This window comes from Paenibacillus sp. SSG-1, assembly GCF_002224835.1.
In the GTDB taxonomy this organism is placed as follows: Bacteria; Bacillota; Bacilli; order Paenibacillales; family Paenibacillaceae; genus Paenibacillus_AQ; species Paenibacillus_AQ favisporus.
In genome coordinates this window covers 5,018,344-5,036,859 of record NZ_MBRK01000001.1, presented here as the reverse complement: position 1 = coordinate 5,036,859, position 18,516 = coordinate 5,018,344, and the positions used below count along the sequence as shown (strand labels likewise).

The window sequence follows — 18,516 nt, the reverse complement described above, 5'->3', positions numbered from 1 at the left end:
ATGTTCCGCAGAAGCATCTCCCACCGCATATTCGGCTACTTCATGGTATTAATCGTCATTTCCTTATCGGTGGTCGGCACCATCACTTACGTGCAGTCGGCCAAACTTCTGGACCGCCAGCTGGAACGCTACCTGTCCCAAATGATCACCCACGCGGCCTATCATACGGACTTGTACCTCCAGACGTTCGACAATGCCAGCAAAATCATTCTGTCCGACCCGGACGTCCTGAAGTTCATGGAGATGGACCCGGACAACAGTTTCCAGTATTACGAGCTGTCGCGGCGGATTCAGAGCAAGGTGTTCGATTCGGCCTTTATCATTTATCCGCAGATCGAACTGATTTACGTCATTAATCAGGATGGCAAGGCGATCACGACGAAGGACATCATCCAGGATGAGGTCAAGGATTATAAATCGTATTATCGTTTAATCGAGCAAAATATTCCGAAGGACGGTCTAGGCGCGATCATCAACTCGGCAACGGTGGATCCGGGGGAAGAGCAGTACATTACGTTCATCCGCCGCGTGCGCGGGCTTCTGTCGCACCAGCCGCGGGGCATCCTCGGCATGAAGCTTAACACCAGGGAGATATCCAAGCTGTGGGGACAAATGGACCTGGGGGACAAAGGCTACTCCTTCATTGTGGACAGCAAGGGCAATTTCGTCGATAAGCCGGAGGACGCCGTCATCCCGGAGTTCATGGACGATGAGGTCAAGAAGAACCTGCTTAGCGGGCAGGGCACCTTCACGGCCGTCGTCAACGGGGAAAAGCGGATGTATGTGTCGCAGCGGCTCAGCGCCGCCGATTGGCAGATGGTCATTTCGGTCCCGGTGAAGGAGCTCCGTAAACCGATCATGAACATCCGCTATACGACGGTTATTGCCGGCTTCATCACGTTAATGGTCGCGATGTGGATTGCAGGCCGGTTCGGCCGGTCTCTCGTACAGCCGCTCAAGAAGCTCGTCCGCAACATGCGCATGATGGAAAAAGGCGAGTGGAAGACGATTGAGGGGGAGGAGCAGCGCCAGGATGAGTTCGGGTTCCTGATCTCGAGCTACAACCTGATGCTGACGCGGCTGTCGGAGATGATCGAGCGCGTCTACGAGGCGGAAATCCGCTCGCACAAGACGGAGCTGAATCTGCAGAAAATCGCGCTGGAGCAGCATAAGGCCGAATTCCAGGCGCTGCAGCTGCAGATCAATCCGCATTTTCTGTACAACACGCTCGAGACCATCAAATGCTACGCCGTCGTCCAGGATTCCGAAGAAATCATGGAAATGGTCGAAGCGATGGCGGCCATGCTGAGATATGCGATTCAGACGAACCTGTCGGAGATTACGGTCGTCGACGAGCTGAAGCATGTGCTGAATTACATGACGATTCTGCAGTACCGGACCCAGCGGCAGTTTGAGCTGGACGTTGACGTTCCTCCGGATCTGCTGCTGCACAAGATGGTCCGGCTGACGCTGCAGCCGCTGATCGAAAACATGTTCCAGCATGCGTTTCCCGACGGGATTCAGGATCATCACCGGATCCGGATCGGCGCGGAGGTCCGCGAAGGAGGGTTCCGGCTGACCGTGCAGGATAACGGCGCCGGTATGACGGAGGAGAAGCTTCATTCGCTGCGCCAAAAGCTGGAGCTGAACCGGCTCGCGGAGTCCGATTCGGGCTCCCTTTACCACAAAGGCGGGTTGGGTCTTATGAACGTGCACCGGCGGATTCAGATGGTCTATGGAGAAGCGTACGGTTTGACGATTGACAGCGCTTTGCATCACGGAACGACGATTCGGATGTCGCTGCCGTTCGACGGCAGCATCACTTGCATGTATGAGGAGGAGAACGTGGGATGAAGATCGATTTGCAGGGGAAAATGGCGCTGGTGACCGGTGCCAGCTCAGGCATCGGCCGGGAAGCGGCCAGGTCGCTCGCGGCCGCGGGAGCCGCGGTGGCGGTTCATTATAACCGGGGCCGGGAGGAGGCGGAGGCGCTTGCGGCGGAAATCGCCGCGTCGGGCGGCAGGGCCGCCGTCGTCCAGGCGGACGTCACCCGCACCGAGGAACTAGCGGTGATGCTGGACACGGTCCAGCGGGAGCTGGGCGGCCCGGTGAATATTTTGGTGAACAATGCGGGCCACCTGGTGAAGCGGGTACCGAATGCCGAAATGACCGAGGAGCATTATACGCATGTCATGGACGTCAATTTCAAGTCCTGCGTGTTTTTGAGCAAGCTGGTCATTCCGGGCATGGCAACCCGTGGCGGCGGGTCCATCATCAACATGACTTCGGTCGCCGCCCATGACGGCGGAGGGCCGGGAGCATCGGTATATGCGGCCAGCAAAGCGGCGGTCATTTCCTTCTCCAAAGGACTGGCCAAGGAAGTTGCGCCGCAGGGCATCCGGGTCAACTGCGTTTCGCCGGGCTTTATCGGCCGGACGGCCTTCCACGCCACCTTCACCTCGGATGAAGGCCGGGCCGCCACGGTGTCCAAAATCCCGCTCGGCCGGGAAGGGACGCCGCAGGATGTTGCCGATACGGTGCTGTATCTGGCTTCGGACCTGTCCCGCTATCTTACGGGCGAGACTATTGAAGTGAACGGCGGATTGTTCATGCGGTAAGGGTTTCGTCCAAGGCAGTAAGGGTCAAAGGACAGCGCCCAGAAAATACTTTTAAAAACGGAAATGGACAGCTGAAGCTGAAATGATACTAACGATGAACAACTGACGACGGACAAAGAACGTTGATCTAGGAGCACAGCGAGATAAGGATATCAAGGCAACAAGCTCGCTACAGTGTCAATCAAACTGGAGGGATACGGACAATGGCAACGGCAAACGGATTGTATCAGCCGCAAAGCGGCGATTTAACGGTGCAGTATGCGCCTTCGGCGCAAACGGAGCTGATCGAGAACCCGCCGAGGTTTACCTGGATCCCGGCGAAGCTGGAAGATGACCGGTACGTGCTGGAGGTGTCATCCGCGCCGGATTTTACCAGGGAGACGACCCGGATCTACGGGCCGATCCCCTACAATTTCTTTACGCCTTCCGAGGCCTTGAGGCCGGGAACGTATTATTGGCGGTACGCGCTGCTCGAAGGGGAAGGGCCGGAGGCGCAGCAGTCGGAATGGAGCACCGTAAGAGAATTCCGGGTGCCGGAGGGACTGCCGGAGACGGCGCTCCCGTCCCGGAGCGAGCGCTACAGCCGGGTGCACACCGGTCATCCGCGGCTGTGGCTGCAGCCGGATGAGCTGGAAGCGTACCGCGGCACAGTAAGGGAGGATGCGGCAGGCAGCGGATGGCAGGCCTTCTTCGAGCAATCGGTCAAACCTTGGCTGACCCGGGAGCTGATTGAGGAGCCGCAGCCCTATCCGGAGAACCGCCGGACGGCAGCGCTGTGGCGCGGAAGCTATTTGGCCTGCCAGGAGGTGCTGTACGCGATCCGGCATTTGAGCGTTGCCGGTGCTGTGCTGCAGGACGCCGAGCTGCTCGCGAAGGCGAAAGCCTGGCTGCTGCACGCCGCGTCCTGGGACCCGGACGGCCCGACCAGCCGCGACTATAACGACGAAGCGGCGTTTCGGATCGCCGCGGCGCTGGCCTGGGGTTACGACTGGCTCCATGGCGAGCTGACGGAGGATGAGCGGGAAGCGGTGCGGGAGCCGCTGCTCGCCCGGACCCGGCAGGTGGCGTACCATGTGATCCAGCGCTCGAAGATCCATCATGTCCCTTATGACAGCCACGCGGTCCGCTCCTTATCCTCGGTGCTCGTGCCCTGCTGCATCGCCTTGTTCGACGAGGAGCCGGAGGCCAGGGAATGGCTGGACTACACGGTGGAGTACTATTACACGCTGTTCTCTCCATGGGGAGGCAAGGACGGCGGCTGGGCCGAAGGGCCCCACTACTGGACGACGGGCATGGCTTACCTGACAGAGGGCCTGAACCTGCTCAAAAACTTTTCGGAGCTCGACGTGTTCCGACGGCCCTTTTTTCAGCGTACAGGCGATTTTCCCCTCTACTGCTACAGTCCCACTACGTCGACGCGCACGGCCTTTGGCGACAACTCGACACTCGGGGACGATATCATCAAAAAGGTCGGCTACAACATGCGCGAGTTTGCCGGCGTGACCGGAAACGGATGGTACCAATGGTACTTCGACCAGCTGAAGGACGCGAATCCGGAGGCCGACCGTATGTTTTACAACTACGGCTGGTGGGATTTTGCCTTCGATGACCTCGTGTACCGGCACAATTATCCGCAGGTTGAACCGGTAGAGCCTTCCGGCATCGAGCCCGTCAAATGGTTCTGCGACATTGGCTGGGTGGCGATGCATCATCGCCTGCACGATCCTGCGGAGCAGATTTCCCTCATCGCCAAGAGCAGCCGGTACGGATCGGTCAGCCACAGCCACGGCGATCAGGGCGCATTCCTGCTGCACGCTTACGGGGAGCCGCTGGCCATTGAAAGCGGGTATTATGTCGCGTTTAACAGCTCAATGCATTTGAATTGGCGCAGGCATACCAAGTCGAAAAACGCCGTCCTTATCGACGGGCAGGGACAGTTCGCCGGCATGAACAAGGCGCTTAACCTGGCGGCTAAAGGGGAGGTCGAGGACGCCTGGCATGACAAGCGCGTATCCTACACTCGTTTGAATCCAACCTCCGCTTACCGGGAGCATGTACCGTATTTGAAGCAGTATAAGCGCGAGATTTATTTTGTGCAAAACAGCTACTTCGTTATTGTTGATTCAATCGACCTGGAGCAGCCGGGACGGGTGCAGTGGCTCTTTCACACGCTGTACGAGATGGAGCTGAAGGGCCAGTCCTTCCACGTGAACGGCAAGAAAGCCCTGATGGAAGGGCGCTTCATCTTCAGCACGTCCGGAGAGCTGGCGCTGTCGCAGACGAGCGGATTCGAGGGCGTGGATCCCGAGGAAATCGCCGGGCTCGATACGCACTGGCATCTGTCGGCGGAGACGAAGGACGCGTCCTCGCACCGGATCGCTACGCTGCTCCTTCCAAAGCGGCTGGATGAGGGCGGCAAATACATTTCTTATTTTATGGACGATCAAGGATTCAGTTATAATTTGTATTTGACGGACAACGGGCAAACGCAGAAGATCGAAATCGCGAAGGCGTTTTAGTTTATGAAATGACAAGCATAAGGAGGCGGAGCAAAAGCATGAGCAATATCGGTGTTTGGGAGGATGCGGAGCCCGGCGTAAAGCGTAAAATTTTGCAGCCGGGGGCGTCGCTGATGATGATGGAAGTACATTTTGAAGCCGGTGCGGAAGGATATGAGCATGCCCACCCGCATGAGCAGATGTCTTACTGCCTGCGGGGGCGAGTCGAGTTCACGATCGAAGGCAAGAAAACGGTCATCGCGCAGGGCGAGCACATCGTCATTCCGATGGGCGCCAGGCATGGGGCGAAGGCGGTGGAAGCCAGTGCATTGCTGGACTGCTTCACGCCGCTGCGTGCCGACTTGATCAAATATTAATTGACGGCACGACGGTCGCTGCTTCAGGTTCGTTTAGACGAAGTTAAGCGAGGCCAAGTATTAGTACCATGAAGTACCATGACTGCCATCACAAAGGCTGTTCCTAGACTGCCTCTCGGCACCTTTTGGACGTTGAACCGTCCATATGGAAGCCGCGGGGCAGTTTTTTTGCGCGGGACCACAGACAGTGGCGTTGCTATAATAGTTGGAATAGGGAAAAAAGCTGTACAATTGTACTTATGATCATCAGTCAGGCAGGGCATAGATGGAGTAACTGCAAAAATGCAATTTTCGTGTGAAATGTGATCTGCGGAAAAGTGATCAGATTGAAAAAAAGGAGGAACGACCATGATTATCGGTGTTGTTTCGGATACGCATTTAAGAGAAGGCAGAGTAAAGCTCCCCGCAAAGCTGACGGAAGCGTTCCGGGAGGTTGACCATATTCTTCATTTGGGCGATTGGATGACCCTGGAGGTGTACGATCAGCTGTCAAAATTAGCTCCTGTGGACGGCATTGCCGGAAATAATGACGGATACGAGATCATTGAGGGTTTTGGCGAAAAAAAGATACTCTCCTTTGAAGGGGTACAGATTGGGCTTGTTCACGGACATGAGCCTTATTCATCAAGAATAACCACTCCGCAGAAGGCCAGGAAGGCCTTTGAGGGCGAGCCGGTTTCCTGCATCCTGTTCGGCCATTCACACCAGCCTCACCTGCAGATGGACGACGGCGTGTTGATGTTTAACCCCGGTTCTCCTACGGACAAGCGCAGGGAGAAGCTGTATTCATTTGGACTGCTTGAAATCAAAGGTGGCCAAGTCTTCCCCCGGCATATTTTTTATGAGGATAAAGGATAGGGATGCCCCGCAATGTTCAGAATTGGTATAGAATCAAGCGGTATACTCATTGAAGCGTTGTACGAAGAGGGAGGTTATGTGTAATCATGAAAATCATTAGTCATTTTCAGGACGCAGCGCAAACCAGACACCGGGGAGTCGAACCCTACTCGCTTCAGGAAGTTCGGCTCACACCCAATATGAACATCGAATACACCCGGGGTTTTTACGTTCATCACAACGGCGACTTGATTGGGATCGTGGCGACGGCGGAAGGACCGGTTTTCTTTCACAACCAGGACAAATATCTTCTTCAGGAGGGCAGCTACTCCTTTTTACTGCAGAAAAAAAATACGGAGAACATTTTCTTTTTCGAATGGCAGGGCGCTTGTGCGTTAAAAATCTCGTATACGCCCGTTCTGATCAACCATGGCGGAAGATGGGTCGACGATCCGGTGTGGGATTTTTTCAGCTGGCTGACGAAGGCGGTAAGGAAAAAGCGGTTCGCCGGATACTATACCGTGGACGAAATTTCCTCGCTGCTGGGCAATCGGGAAAAGGCTGTGCCAGGGCAGACGCTGGTTCAAATAAGGGCATAAATTACGTTTTCCAAAACACGGCTATACGTTTAAATAGCATACTTTACTTCATTTAGAAAGAACCGCTTTGCTGCGGTTCTTTCTTCTTGTACCCGTGATCAAGCCGTCTGCAAAGTTCGTGATGTTCCTTGAGATTTTACATCTTTGATACGCCCGTCAGTTCCTCGCTAATGCTCCATAACCTTCTTCCCATTTCTTCATCCTGCAATATAGGAAAAGTCATCATCTGCATCTGATCGTCGAAGAATACTCCGTTTACGTTTTCGACTTCTTTAGCAGCAGCGAGATAAACCCCAATTTCGCAGTCCTCTTTTGCCCGTCGATTAGCTAATTTTCCATATGCCTTGATATACCAGGGGGCGTTTCGAGTCAGATTCGATTGAACCAATCCCGGGTGAAAGGTAAATGCCCTTACGCCTGTTCCTTCCAGCCGTCTCGTTAATTCATAAGTAAATATAACTCTGGCGAACAGCGCTTGGGCTGTCGCACCCAAACCGCTAAAGTGGTTTACAAGCTGTACGTCCTCAACATTGAAGTTTGCTTTCTTGAGAAACCGGGGTGCTCCCGAAACGGTTATAACCCTTGACGGGCGACTCTCCTTCAGCATGTCTAGCAGCTCGTTAGTCAATAAAAAGTGGCTGAGATAATTCAACGCAAATGTCCGCTCTATTCCTTCAGAAGTTAGCTGTTTTTCAAAATAAACCGCTCCCCCCACATTGGCCAACACATGCAAGTGATCATATTTCCGTTTAAACTCCTCACTCACTTTCCGGATGGAGGACTGAAGGGAGAGGTCAGCCACCATGAATTCACCTTTCTCATTTCCCGTGGCTTTTGCAATATCGTGCAATGCTTCCTGTCCTCGTTCATGATTTCTGCTGATGATAACGATTTTTGCCCCTAGTCTTGCCAAACCTAGCGCGATGGCCTTTCCGACTCCGGATGTCCCGCCTGTGATCAGAACGACTTTGTTTTGAAAATCCATATTTGTTTCTTGCATGTCAATTTCACCTCACTAATGAAATCATAGCTTTACATGGAACGTTACAGTATAAAGTGCACTTGATAGCAATACCGTTCCAAGCTGCTATAATAAAAAGATGGAAAACAAATTTTCGAGTAAACAAGTATCTGAAAAGACCGGATTAAGCATTCCCACGTTGCGATATTATGAACAAATCGGGTTAATTGACGGGATCGAACGGGATGAAAACGGGTATCGCCGGTATTCGGAGTCCGATATTGCATGGTTTGAAATTATTAAGTATTTTCGGGCATTGGATATGCCCATTCGGGAAATGCAGGAGTTCCTAGCTTTGCATCAGCGTGAAAACTCTACCACAAGCGTCCGAAGGGAATTCATGGAGTCTTATCGAGGGAAAATCATCGACCAAATGAAGGAACTGGAGAAGACGCTGAAGAAGATCGATCATAAAATCGATCTATTCAAACATCTTGAAGCCTCGGAGAACTGACAAAGGACGGATCATGATGAACAATTGTGGTTACGGAGATGAAGCGAAGATCACCTCTGTCCGTTGCTGAGATCAAAAATTTATCCGCAAAGCTGCGTACCTATAGTATTGCGGGTGTGCGCTCCAATACGCTATAATAACGTTAAATACGGTGATGGAAAACGCAACCATTTCCATGGACTAAGCACATTGAACGTTTGAAGCCGTGTTGTTAGGCGGTTGATTTACCGTCTTATGCGGTTCATATATCGGGGTATGGCGCAGTCTGGTAGCGCGCACCCTTGGGGTGGGTGAGGCCGTGGGTTCGAATCCCGCTACTCCGATATTTCCCTTTGCCAGAGCGGCGATGCCTGGGCATCGTCATCATATACGGTGAAATTCAGAACCATTTCAGTTGTTGTTTCATACAATTGAAGTGGTTCTATCATTTATTGCAAGATTTGCTAAGAAATCCATAGGAAAACGGGGGTGCCGGAGATGATGATTTCAGAATGCAATCCCGGCCAATTATCGCACGAGCAAATTACCGCACTGCTGTACAAGGGAATTTCCGACGACGGTCGGCCAGGCGACTGCATTTTCGTGTTCGGGAGCAACAAGGGCGCAAAGTACCGCGTTCCCGCAGCGGTTCAATTATACAAGGATGGCCGGGCACCGATGATTCTTTTTTCGGGAGGTACGATCTGGAAAGGGCAGCCGCTGCCCGAGGCGCTGATGATGAAAGAAAGGGCGGTGGAACTGGGGGTCCCTGCCGGACAAATTCTGGTGGAGCAGGAGTCGCGGCATACGAAGGAGAACGTGCTCGCCTCGCTGCTTGTCCTGGACCGGGCCATTCCGCTGCACGGTATCCGCCGGATTCTGATCGTTACTTCCGCATACCATATGCGGCGGGCGTACTTGACCTTAAAGACGTACATGCCTTCCTGGATCGAATACTCGATGTGTGCCGCAGAGGATGCGTCGACCCGGGAGGACAACTGGTGGTTGACGCCGGAAGGGTTCAACCGGGCTTCGAATGAAGCCGGCAAGCTGGTCCGGTATGTGCAAAACGGAATCATTGCGGACGATATGTTGGATTTGGGATAGTTCTATGCTTTATTTAAAAAAGGACAACAGCAGCGCCTAAGCGGTTCAGGCGGGCCGTGTCCTTTTTCTTTTTTTTTCGAAATATCCGCTGCTCTTGCGTGAACGGCAGGATTGCGAGCAGTCGTTTTCCCTTAAACTGCGCTCTCCATTTCCGCACCCGGTGCTTCATGTACCGCCGGTTTGGCCCGCCGCAGCGCATAGAACAGCAGTCCGAATACGAGCCAGCCGCCGCCAAGCAGCAGCGAGGAAACGTCCAGAAGGGTGACGAGGTACAGCACGAAGCCGGCACCGAGTAGCGGGCACAAAAGACGGAATATGAGGTCTTTGGGAGTGCGCCCCTTTTCGCGGACGATGTAGTGGAAAATCACGGACAGGTTGACGAACAGGAACGCCGTCAGCGCGCCGAAATTCACAAATTTGATCGCCGTTTCGAGGCTGATGAACAGGGCGGACAAGGAAATAACGCTGGCCAGCACGATATTGAACACGGGCGTACGGAACTTGGGATGGATGGAAGCGAATGTTTTGGGCAGGAGAGAGGTTCTACCCATGACGAACAGCAGCCGGGTGACGGTCGTCATGGAGGACATGCCCTGGGACAGAATGGAGAAAATGATGACGAACGTAAACACCGAGGCCAGCACGCTGCCTCCGATGGACTGCATCAGCTCAAAGCCGGCGGAGTCGGCGCTCGCAAACGAAAAGGAAGGGTACATTTGCTGGATCAAATAAGCGGTGGCAAAATACATCAGCCCGGCCAGGACGACAATGACCATAATGGCGCGGGGGATCGTCTTCTTCGGGTCTTTCGTTTCTTCGGCCATCGTCGTAATGGAGTCGAATCCGAGGAAGGAGAAGCAGACCAGCGAGGCTCCGGCCAGAATGGAAGAGAACGAGACGCCTTTTCCTGCGGCAAACGGGTCGAGTCCTGCGGTAATCCCGCCTTGCAGCGCTTTGTATACCAGGAGCGCACAGAAGCCGGCGATAAACAAAATTTGCATCAGGACGAAGATTTTGCTGACATTGGCCGATGTTTTGATGCCAATGATATTGATCGCCATGACGACAGCCGTCAGGAGGATGATCCAGACCGCCGGAGGTACGGACGGGAACTGCGCGTTCAAATTAATCCCGAACATAAGCACGGCGATAATGCACGAAAATAAATAGTCGAGCAGGACGGCCCAGCCCACCACAAAGCCGAGAAAGGGGTTCATCGCTTCGGTCACGTAGGTGTACGCCGAACCCGAGACGGGAAAAGCCTTCGCCATTTGCCCGTAGCTTGCCGCCGTGAAGACGATGGCTACAAACGCCATCATGTAAGCGGCCAGGAGCATGCCTCCCGAGCCCTCGTGAAGCACGCCGAAGCTGGTGAAAAAGATCATGGGCGACATCCAGGCCAGGCCCATGGTCACGACATGGGACAAGGATAAATCTCTTTTTAATGTTATGTTATTTGACATATGACATTCCTCCTCCAAAGGGATAAAGCAACTGACGGCGATTCGATATGTCATGACATCTCACATTTTTGCAGGCTATTTCCGAAAAATCAAGTCTTTTTTCTGAGTTTACATGCAAACATATGTTTTATCATGGTCTATAACCTCACATTAAACCGCCTTTTACAGCTAAATATTCGCATTTATAAATTTTTTTTGTAAGTTTTTATTGCATGCCGCCAAGAAACCGTGTTAGTATTCATAACATAAACAACCGCATACGAAATGTCTTCTAGGGTTCCGGGTCGATGAAAGTCATCGGCTGGCTGGTCCGAGAGAAGGCGCACCGGGGCAGCCTGGTGTACACGGCGGGAAAAAAGCCCGGGAGAATCTATCAAAGCACGCTTTGATGTTTCTCCCGGGCTTTTTTTATTTTTAATTGGCGGGCTTGGGGCTCACTGGCGGTTTACGTCCGGCCAGCAGCAGGCCTGCTCCATAGGAGGAATGAAAATGACAGCAAGCTTTTCGATAACGATGGGTCCCGGCGGTAAATGGTCCGCCTATATTGGCAAAGGTAAGTCGGTCACCTTGACGGCCGCGGGCGATTCAGCGAATGTGTCTGCGCTGCTGTATCATGCGGCGTATCCGTCGGAGAGGTACAACATGCCGGATTCGCTCAAGGCGCAGCATACCGCTTTTTATACAGCCGGTCACGTGCTGATGAGCGATCAGGGCCGTGTCCTTGCATCCATCATTGAAGATACTGCCGGCTGGCATGATCCCCTGGGCGGGTACACGACCCGTAAGGGAACAGACGGCAAGTATGGTCCGACTTCGTACCAGCAGGTGCGCAACGCCTGGCTGCGAAGCGGCGAGGAAAACCTGACGGTGGAGCTGTACCGCCATAACCTGACGCCGCGGGATTTGAGCGCGCCGGTGAATTTCTTCTCGAAAGTGGTGTGCGAGCTGGACGGGACGATGAGGTATGTTCCCCAGCCAACCGATGGGCGCTCCGTCACCCTCCGGACGGAAATGGATGTGCTGCTGGTCGTTTCGAACACGCCGCATCCACTCAACCCCTCGGCGGTGTATCCGGGGGCAGCGGTGGAGATCCGTATAACGGATGCCGCGCCAATGACGGAAGACGATCTGTGCGTGAACCACTGCGGTGAGAACCGGCGAGCTTTTGAAAATACATGGAATGCCTATGCACTTATGAAAGGGGCGAATTGAAAATGAGCACATTTCAAGCAGTGGCAAGCGAACGAAACGCGGCGGATGCCGTGTACAACCACATCATAGCTGCAGGAGAGGGCTGGATTTATGACCTGTTCCCCGGGCAGGTGCTGCGCATCGTCGATGTGGAGGGCAATCAGGCGGTGGACACCCTGTTTTATTCCAAGGAAGATCCGGGCGATCATTACAGTGCGGTCCGTACGATTACCCGTCAAAATAACATTTATCTGACCACAGGCTCGGTGCTCGTAGCCGAATCGGGGCGGAAGCTGCTGCAGATTACGGCCGACACCTGCGGCCGGCATGACACGCTTGGCGGTGCCTGCTCGGCCCAGAGCAATACGGTGCGGTATTCCCACGACACGCTCCCGATGCATAACTGCCGGGATACCTTCATGCTGATGCTGGCGGGCCGGGATGAATTTACGAAGCGGGATTTGGCCCCGAACGTCAATTTTTTCATGAATGTGCCGGTGACGCCGGAAGGGGAGCTCACCTTTGCGGACGGTGTATCCGGACCGGGACGTTACGTCGAGCTGACGGCGCTGGCGCCGGTCACCGTCCTGATCAGCAACTGCCCGCAGCTGAACAATCCTTGCAATGCCTATAACCCGACGCCGGCGCAGGTGCTGGTCTGGAATGCGGAAGGAGGCGAAGGCAATGTTTAAAAAGGTGCTGATTGCCAACCGCGGAACGATCGCGGTACGGATTATCCGGACGCTGCGCGCGATGGGCATTGCGTCGGTGGCCGTGTACACAAAAGCGGACCGGGACAGCCTGCACGTGGAGCAGGCAGATGAAGCGGTGCTCATTGGGGATGGACCGGCGAAGGAGAGCTACGTGAATGCCGAGCTGATCCTGCGTACGGCTCTGGAAAGCGGGGCGGACGCGGTGCATCCCGGATACGGCTTCTTAAGCGAAAACGCCGGGTTCGCCAGAGCATGCGCCGAGCACGGCATCACGTTCATCGGGCCGTCCCCCGGGCATATCGAGCTGTTCGGCCTGAAGCATACCGCGCGCTCGATGGCTGAGCAAGCGGGGGTGCCGCTGCTGCCGGGAACAGGGCTGATTTCGTCGGTGGACGAAGCCGCCGGGCAGGCTGAAACGATCGGCTACCCCGTCATGCTCAAGAGCACGGCCGGCGGCGGAGGCATCGGGATGCGTATTTGCGGCGACGAAGCAGCGCTGCGGGATGCATTCGAATCCGTGACCCGGCTGGCGGCGGCGAATTTCAATGACGGGGGCGTTTTTCTGGAGAAGTATATTGCGCGGGCGCGCCACGTCGAGGTGCAGATCTTCGGCAACAGCGACGGCGAAGCGGTCGCTCTGGGCGAGCGCGACTGTTCCGTGCAGCGCCGGAACCAGAAGATCATCGAAGAGACGCCGGCACCGCTGCTGGCGGAACCGGTGCGCCGGGAAATGCACGAAAGCGCCAGGCGTCTTGCTGCAGCCGCAGGTTACCGCAGCGCCGGCACGGTCGAGTTTCTGTACGATCCGCAGGAGGAGAAGTACTACTTCCTGGAGGTGAACACCCGGCTGCAGGTGGAGCACGGCGTCACGGAGGAGGTGCTCGGCATCGACCTTGTGGAATGGATGGTCCGGGAGGCGGCCGGCGATTTGCCGGGACTCGCGCAGCGGGTGCGTGAACCGGAGGGGCACAGCCTGCAGGTGCGTGTGTACGCGGAGGACTGCGTCAATGCTTTCCGTCCGGCGGACGGCCGGATCGACGCGGTGGTCTGGCCGGAACGCACAAGGATCGAGACGTGGATTCAGCCGGGCCTCGAAGTGACTACGCTCTATGACCCGATGCTGGCCAAAATCATCGTCCACGCCAAGACGCGGCAGGAAGCCGTCTCCCGGATGATCGAGGCGCTGCAGGCGCTGCGCGTGTACGGTGTGACGACAAACCAGTCTTATATCGAAGCTTTTCTGGATACCGAAGCGTTCCGCGAAGGGCGGGTCTATACGAACATGCTGGCCGGTTTTGAGCCGGTCGAGCTGGCGATCGAGGTGCTGGACGGCGGCGTTCAAACCACCGTACAGGACCTTCCCGGCCGAACGGGGTACTGGGATATCGGCGTACCTCCATCAGGGCCGATGGACCGACTGGCTTTTGCCATCGGCAACCGGCTGCTCGGCAATCCGGAGGAAGCGCCGGGTCTGGAAATGACGCTGCGCGGAGGAAGCTACCGCTTCCGCGGCGCCATGCGGTTCTGCCTGACCGGGGCCGATATGCGGGCGGAGCTGGACGGCGAACCGGTGCCGGCGTATACCCCGGTGACGGCGTCCGCCGGCTCGGTGCTGACCCTGGGCGAAGCCGCCGTCGGGATACGCGCTTACCTGCTCGTCGCCGGCGGCCTGGATATGCCGCTGACGCTGGGCAGCGCCTCGACGTTTACGCTCGGCGGCTTCGGCGGCCATACCGGCAGTGCGCTGCGTCCGGGGGCGGTGCTCCGGGTCCGCAGCGACTCGCCGGACCGCCAGTCCGAGCCTCTAAGCTTTCTCGCACCGGCATCGCAGCCGGCGCTGACGCGGGAATGGACCCTCGGGGTCATTCCCGGCCCGCATTGTACCGCCGAATACCTGCTTCCGGCGTATTTGGACCAGCTGACCTCCACGGTGTGGGAGGTGCATTTCAACAGCTCGCGCACCGGCGTTCGCCTGATCGGCCCTGCGCCGCTGTGGGCCCGTGAGGATGGAGGCGACGCCGGGCTGCATCCGTCGAACATCCATGACAATGCCTATGCCGTCGGCGCCCTGGATCTGACGGGCGACATGCCGATTCTGCTCGGACCGGACGGGCCGAGCCTCGGCGGGTTTGTCTGCCCGGTCACGACCGCGACAGCGGAGCTCTGGAAAATCGGGCAGCTTCGTCCGGGCGATCAGGTCCGTTTCCGGCTGATTACTGTAGAGGAAGCCGAAGAGCTGAGAGCAGCCCAGGAGGTATTTCTGCGTGAGCTCTCCGGCGGAGCGTCTGTGCCGAAGCTGCCTGAGCTTCCACATACATCCCGCGGCGACTACATGCCGCTGCTCGCATACGAGGAAGAAGGGCGGCGCTTTCCGATGGCGGTGCGCTGCTCCGGGGACGAAAATATTTTGGTGGAATACGGAGAACGCGAACTCGACCTGTTGTACCGCTTTCAGGTGTATGTCCTGATGCAGGCGGTCACGGACAGCGGAAGCATCCCGTATATCGAAATGACGCCGGGCATCCGTTCCCTGCAAATTCATATCGATGCCTCCCGCATGTCTGTAAAGGAGGCGGCGGCGAAAGTGATGGAGATCGACCGGACGCTGCCGCCGCTTGATTCCATCGAGGTCCCTTCCAGGATCGTCAAGCTGCCTTTATCATGGGACGATCCGGCCACAAGGCTGGCGATCGAGCGCTATCAGCAAAACGTGCGTCCGGATGCGCCTTGGTGCCCGAGCAACCTGGAGTTTATCCGCCGCATGAACGGGCTGGGCTCGATCGAGGAGGTGGCGGAAATCGTTTTTAACGCCGCCTATCTGGTCATGGGGCTCGGGGATGTATACCTGGGAGCGCCGGTTGCGGTTCCGCTGGACCCCCGCCATCGGCTGGTGACGACCAAATACAATCCGGCCCGCACCTGGACGCCGGAGAATGCCGTCGGCATTGGCGGAGCCTACTTGTGCGTATACGGCATGGAAGGCCCAGGGGGCTACCAGTTCGTGGGGCGAACGGTACAGATGTGGAACAAATTCCGCCGGACGGCGAACTTTGAGCAGGGGAAGCCGTGGCTGCTGCGCTTTTTTGACCAGATCCGCTTCTATCCGGTGTCGGAGGAGGAACTGTTGCGAATGCGAGAGGACTTCCCGCGCGGGGAGTTTACCGTCGACGTCGAAGAAACGACGTTTAATCTCGGCGAGTACCTGGCCTGGCTGGGCACGATCCAGGAGGAATCAGCGGTGTTCCGGACGTCCCGGCAGGCAGCGTTTCAGCAGGAGCGGGCGTACTGGAAGGAGCTTGGCATCGCGGAGCATGTATCCGAACCGGAGGCAGCCGCGACCCAAGAGCAGGGGGCGCTCCCGGAAGGAAGCCTCGGCGTGAACAGCTCGATGTCGGGCAGCGTCTGGAAGGTGCTCGTAGAGCCGGGTCAGGAGGTCCGCAAGGGCGAGACCATTATAATAGAAGAAAGTATGAAAATGGAGTTTTCCCAGCCTGCCCCGTTCGATGGCATCATTGCCTCCGTCTTTGTGGCGTCCGGCGATCAGGTGCGGGCAGGCGACTGCATAGCAGCGATCTTTCCGTTGGAAAAGGAGGCGGCGTCATGAGCATCCAGGCGGTTCCTTTCGAACTGAGTATCCATGCCCTCCAGCAGGGTTACCGGAGCGGCAGCTTTACGCCGCAAGAGGTGATCGCGGCCATTATCGGGCGTGCGGAACGGGATAGCGGGATGAATATTTGGATCCTGCCGCCGGAGATGGAGCGGATCGCCCCTTACCTGGAAGGACTGAAGGGGCTGGATCCGGCGGTCTGTCCGTTATGGGGCATCCCGTTTGCGGTGAAGGACAACATCGACGTGGCCGGCTGGCCGGTCACCGCGGCTTGCCCCGACTATGCGTATGTGCCGGAACGGCACGCGCCGGTGGTGGAGCGGCTCATCCAAGCCGGTGCGATTCCGGTGGGCAAGACGAACCTGGACCAGTTCGCCACAGGCCTTGTCGGCACACGCAGCCCCTACGGCGAGACGCATAATGCGCTCCGTCCGGAGTTGATCAGCGGCGGCTCGAGCTCCGGTTCGGCCGTCAGCGTCGCCCGCGGGCAGGCTGCGTTCGCCCTCGGCACCGACACGGCCGGCTCGGGCCGGGTGCCCGCGGCGCTGAACGGCCTGGTCGGCTACAAGCCGGCCGTCGGCGCCTGGCCTGCGGCGGGCGTCGTTCCCGCCTGCCGCAGCATCGACTGCGTGACGGTGTTCGCCCGTCACGTGGACGACGCGGTCGCCGTGGATGCGGCCGCACGCGGGTGGTGCGCGGACGATCCGTACTCCGCGGACCGTCCGCTGCACCGCGGCGAGCAGCCGAAGACGTGGCTGCTCCCGCAGGGCCGCCCCGAGTTTTTCGGCCCGTTCGCGGCCGAATACGAGGCGGCCTGGGAGCGGGCGAAGGAGACGATCGCCCGGTCCGGGGTCCGCGTGCAGCAGGTGGATGTGTCCCTGCTGCAGGAAGCGGCGGCCCTGCTGTACGAGGGGCCGCTCGTGGCCGAGCGCTGGAGCGCGCTCGCCGGCTTCATCGAGGCGCATCCCGGGTCGACGTTTCCGGTGACGGAAACGATTCTGCGCTCGGGGGCCCAGGCCGAGCATACGGCGGCAGCCCTCTTCCGCGCCCAGCATCGTTTGGCTGAGATTCGCAGGGCTGTCCGTACCTGGCTGCGGCAAGCTGTTCTGGTGCTGCCGACCTGCGGCGGCACGTGGACGAGGGAGCAGGTCGGAGCCGACCCTATCGGAACGAACAGCAAGATGGGCCTCTATACGAACCACTGTAACCTGCTGGATCTCAGCGCGCTGGCGATTCCGGCCGGGCAGGCGGGGCCGGAGCTCCCCTTCGGCGTGACGCTGTTTGCGCTTCCTGAAGAAGAAGCGAACCTGACTGAAGCCGCGCGCTTCCTCCTTCGGGTGCAGGACACCATCCGCGTCGCCGTCTGCGGGCTGCATATGCGCGGCATGCCGCTGGAGCCGCAGATGACGGGTCTCGGCGCGGTATTTGCGGAAGAGGCGCAAACCGCCCCGGTGTACCGGCTGTACAAACTGGCGACCGATCCGCCGAAGCCTGGGCTGGTACGGACGCCTCTAGGCGGGGCGCCGATCGCGGTGGAGCTGTGGGATATGCCGGTGGCGTCTTTCGGCAGGTTCACAGCCTCGATTCCCGCGCCGCTCGGGATCGGTCGGGTGGAGCTAGCGGACGGGCGGAGCGTCCCGGGTTTTGTCTGCGAGGCGTACGCCGCAGAAGGGGCGCTGGACATCACCGTGTCCGGTGGCTGGAGAAACGCGATGGCCGAAGTATAATTTTTTATGATCGAAAGCCAGCCAGTCCGGTCTCGACCGGTTCTGGCCTTTTTTTATGGCAACAAAAACTGAGAGATTGTTACGAGCATACTTCAACTCTTTTTCCCATACGGCCCAAATAGCGAGCACGATTAAAGCATGGCCCTCCGCCTCCTCGGAAATGTATTGACAACATGTGGAAGAGGGGATAGATTGAACTCATAAACACGTGTTTATGCCTAAAGGTGTTATTTTTTTGAATGGCGAATGCCGGATTCGCGATCGTACATACAGGGCATGGTGAAGCGGAGCTCACGGATACTGCAGCTGCGCCGCCTTTTGTGAA

The 18,516-nt window shown here is 57.1% G+C and carries 14 protein-coding genes, 1 tRNA gene and 1 riboswitch; of the genes, 13 read left to right on the top strand and 2 right to left on the bottom strand.

The genetic code is table 11. From position 1 onward, the window contains the following. The 6 genes from BCV73_RS23195 (at position 1) to BCV73_RS23170 (ending at position 6,929) form a co-directional block, all read left to right on the top strand. Entirely contained in the window at positions 1–1,854 is a 1,854-nt protein-coding gene (locus BCV73_RS23195) for a sensor histidine kinase (protein ID WP_179232049.1), read from the top strand. Further along, positions 1,851–2,618 carry an SDR family NAD(P)-dependent oxidoreductase gene (locus BCV73_RS23190; RefSeq protein ID WP_076175511.1) on the top strand — a complete coding sequence of 256 codons (768 nt, stop codon included), beginning with the start codon at positions 1,851–1,853 and terminating at the stop codon, positions 2,616–2,618. The genes BCV73_RS23195 and BCV73_RS23190 overlap by 4 nt, the downstream gene beginning before the upstream one ends. Before the next feature lie 203 nt (positions 2,619–2,821). Then, positions 2,822–5,137 carry a DUF4962 domain-containing protein gene (locus BCV73_RS23185; RefSeq protein WP_089548688.1) on the top strand — a complete coding sequence of 772 codons (2,316 nt, stop codon included), beginning with the start codon at positions 2,822–2,824 and terminating at the stop codon, positions 5,135–5,137. Positions 5,138–5,175: 38 nt separating this feature from the next. Next, on the top strand, positions 5,176–5,493 hold the full coding sequence (locus tag BCV73_RS23180) for a cupin domain-containing protein (RefSeq protein WP_089548687.1): 318 nt from the start codon (positions 5,176–5,178) through the stop codon (positions 5,491–5,493). A 348-nt stretch (positions 5,494–5,841) separates the two neighbouring features. After that, positions 5,842–6,351 (top strand): metallophosphoesterase family protein, encoded by a 510-nt coding sequence (locus BCV73_RS23175; protein ID WP_089548686.1) that lies wholly within the window; start codon positions 5,842–5,844, stop codon positions 6,349–6,351. Positions 6,352–6,437: 86 nt separating this feature from the next. Then, on the top strand, positions 6,438–6,929 hold the full coding sequence (locus BCV73_RS23170) for a hypothetical protein (RefSeq protein ID WP_089548685.1): 492 nt from the start codon (positions 6,438–6,440) through the stop codon (positions 6,927–6,929). Between the two features lie 136 nt (positions 6,930–7,065). Here BCV73_RS23170 and BCV73_RS23165 read toward each other — a convergent pair whose 3' ends face one another. Beyond that, positions 7,066–7,929, bottom strand: coding sequence for an SDR family NAD(P)-dependent oxidoreductase (locus BCV73_RS23165; RefSeq protein WP_089548684.1), 864 nt, complete (start codon positions 7,927–7,929; stop codon positions 7,066–7,068). A 100-nt stretch (positions 7,930–8,029) separates the two neighbouring features. Between BCV73_RS23165 and BCV73_RS23160 the strand changes: the two genes are divergently transcribed. From BCV73_RS23160 to BCV73_RS23150, 3 genes are all read left to right on the top strand, one after another. Beyond that, positions 8,030–8,404 carry a MerR family transcriptional regulator gene (locus BCV73_RS23160; protein WP_089548683.1) on the top strand — a complete coding sequence of 125 codons (375 nt, stop codon included), beginning with the start codon at positions 8,030–8,032 and terminating at the stop codon, positions 8,402–8,404. Between the two features lie 249 nt (positions 8,405–8,653). Next, positions 8,654–8,727: transfer RNA gene (locus BCV73_RS23155), tRNA-Pro, on the top strand. Between the two features lie 154 nt (positions 8,728–8,881). Beyond that, positions 8,882–9,490, top strand: coding sequence for a YdcF family protein (locus tag BCV73_RS23150; protein WP_076175521.1), 609 nt, complete (start codon positions 8,882–8,884; stop codon positions 9,488–9,490). Between the two features lie 131 nt (positions 9,491–9,621). Here the strand turns inward: BCV73_RS23150 and BCV73_RS23145 are convergent, their stop codons facing one another. After that, positions 9,622–10,953 carry an APC family permease gene (locus tag BCV73_RS23145; RefSeq protein ID WP_089548682.1) on the bottom strand — a complete coding sequence of 444 codons (1,332 nt, stop codon included), beginning with the start codon at positions 10,951–10,953 and terminating at the stop codon, positions 9,622–9,624. Positions 10,954–11,213: 260 nt separating this feature from the next. Continuing rightward, a riboswitch (guanidine-I (ykkC/yxkD leader) is annotated at positions 11,214–11,322 on the top strand. 120 nt (positions 11,323–11,442) lie between these two features. On the opposite strand from BCV73_RS23145, the gene BCV73_RS23140 reads away from it, so the two are divergent. Genes BCV73_RS23140 through atzF form a run of 4 tightly spaced genes read left to right on the top strand, consistent with a single transcriptional unit; the run spans position 11,443 to position 18,191 of the window. Next, the gene (locus tag BCV73_RS23140) at positions 11,443–12,165 is read left to right on the top strand and encodes an urea amidolyase associated protein UAAP1 (RefSeq protein ID WP_089548681.1); all 723 of its coding nucleotides are present in this window, start codon (positions 11,443–11,445) and stop codon (positions 12,163–12,165) included. A gap of 2 nt (positions 12,166–12,167) precedes the next feature. Beyond that, positions 12,168–12,836: an urea amidolyase associated protein UAAP2 gene (locus BCV73_RS23135; protein ID WP_089548680.1), complete on the top strand. Its 669-nt coding sequence runs from the start codon at positions 12,168–12,170 to the stop codon at positions 12,834–12,836. Further along, entirely contained in the window at positions 12,829–16,461 is a 3,633-nt protein-coding gene (gene uca / locus BCV73_RS23130; protein WP_089548679.1) for an urea carboxylase, read from the top strand. Before BCV73_RS23135 ends, uca begins: the two co-directional genes overlap by 8 nt. Continuing rightward, positions 16,458–18,191, top strand: a complete 1,734-nt coding sequence (gene atzF, locus BCV73_RS23125; protein ID WP_089548678.1) for an allophanate hydrolase — start codon at positions 16,458–16,460, stop codon at positions 18,189–18,191. The genes uca and atzF overlap by 4 nt, the downstream gene beginning before the upstream one ends. Positions 18,192–18,516: the final 325 nt, after the last annotated feature.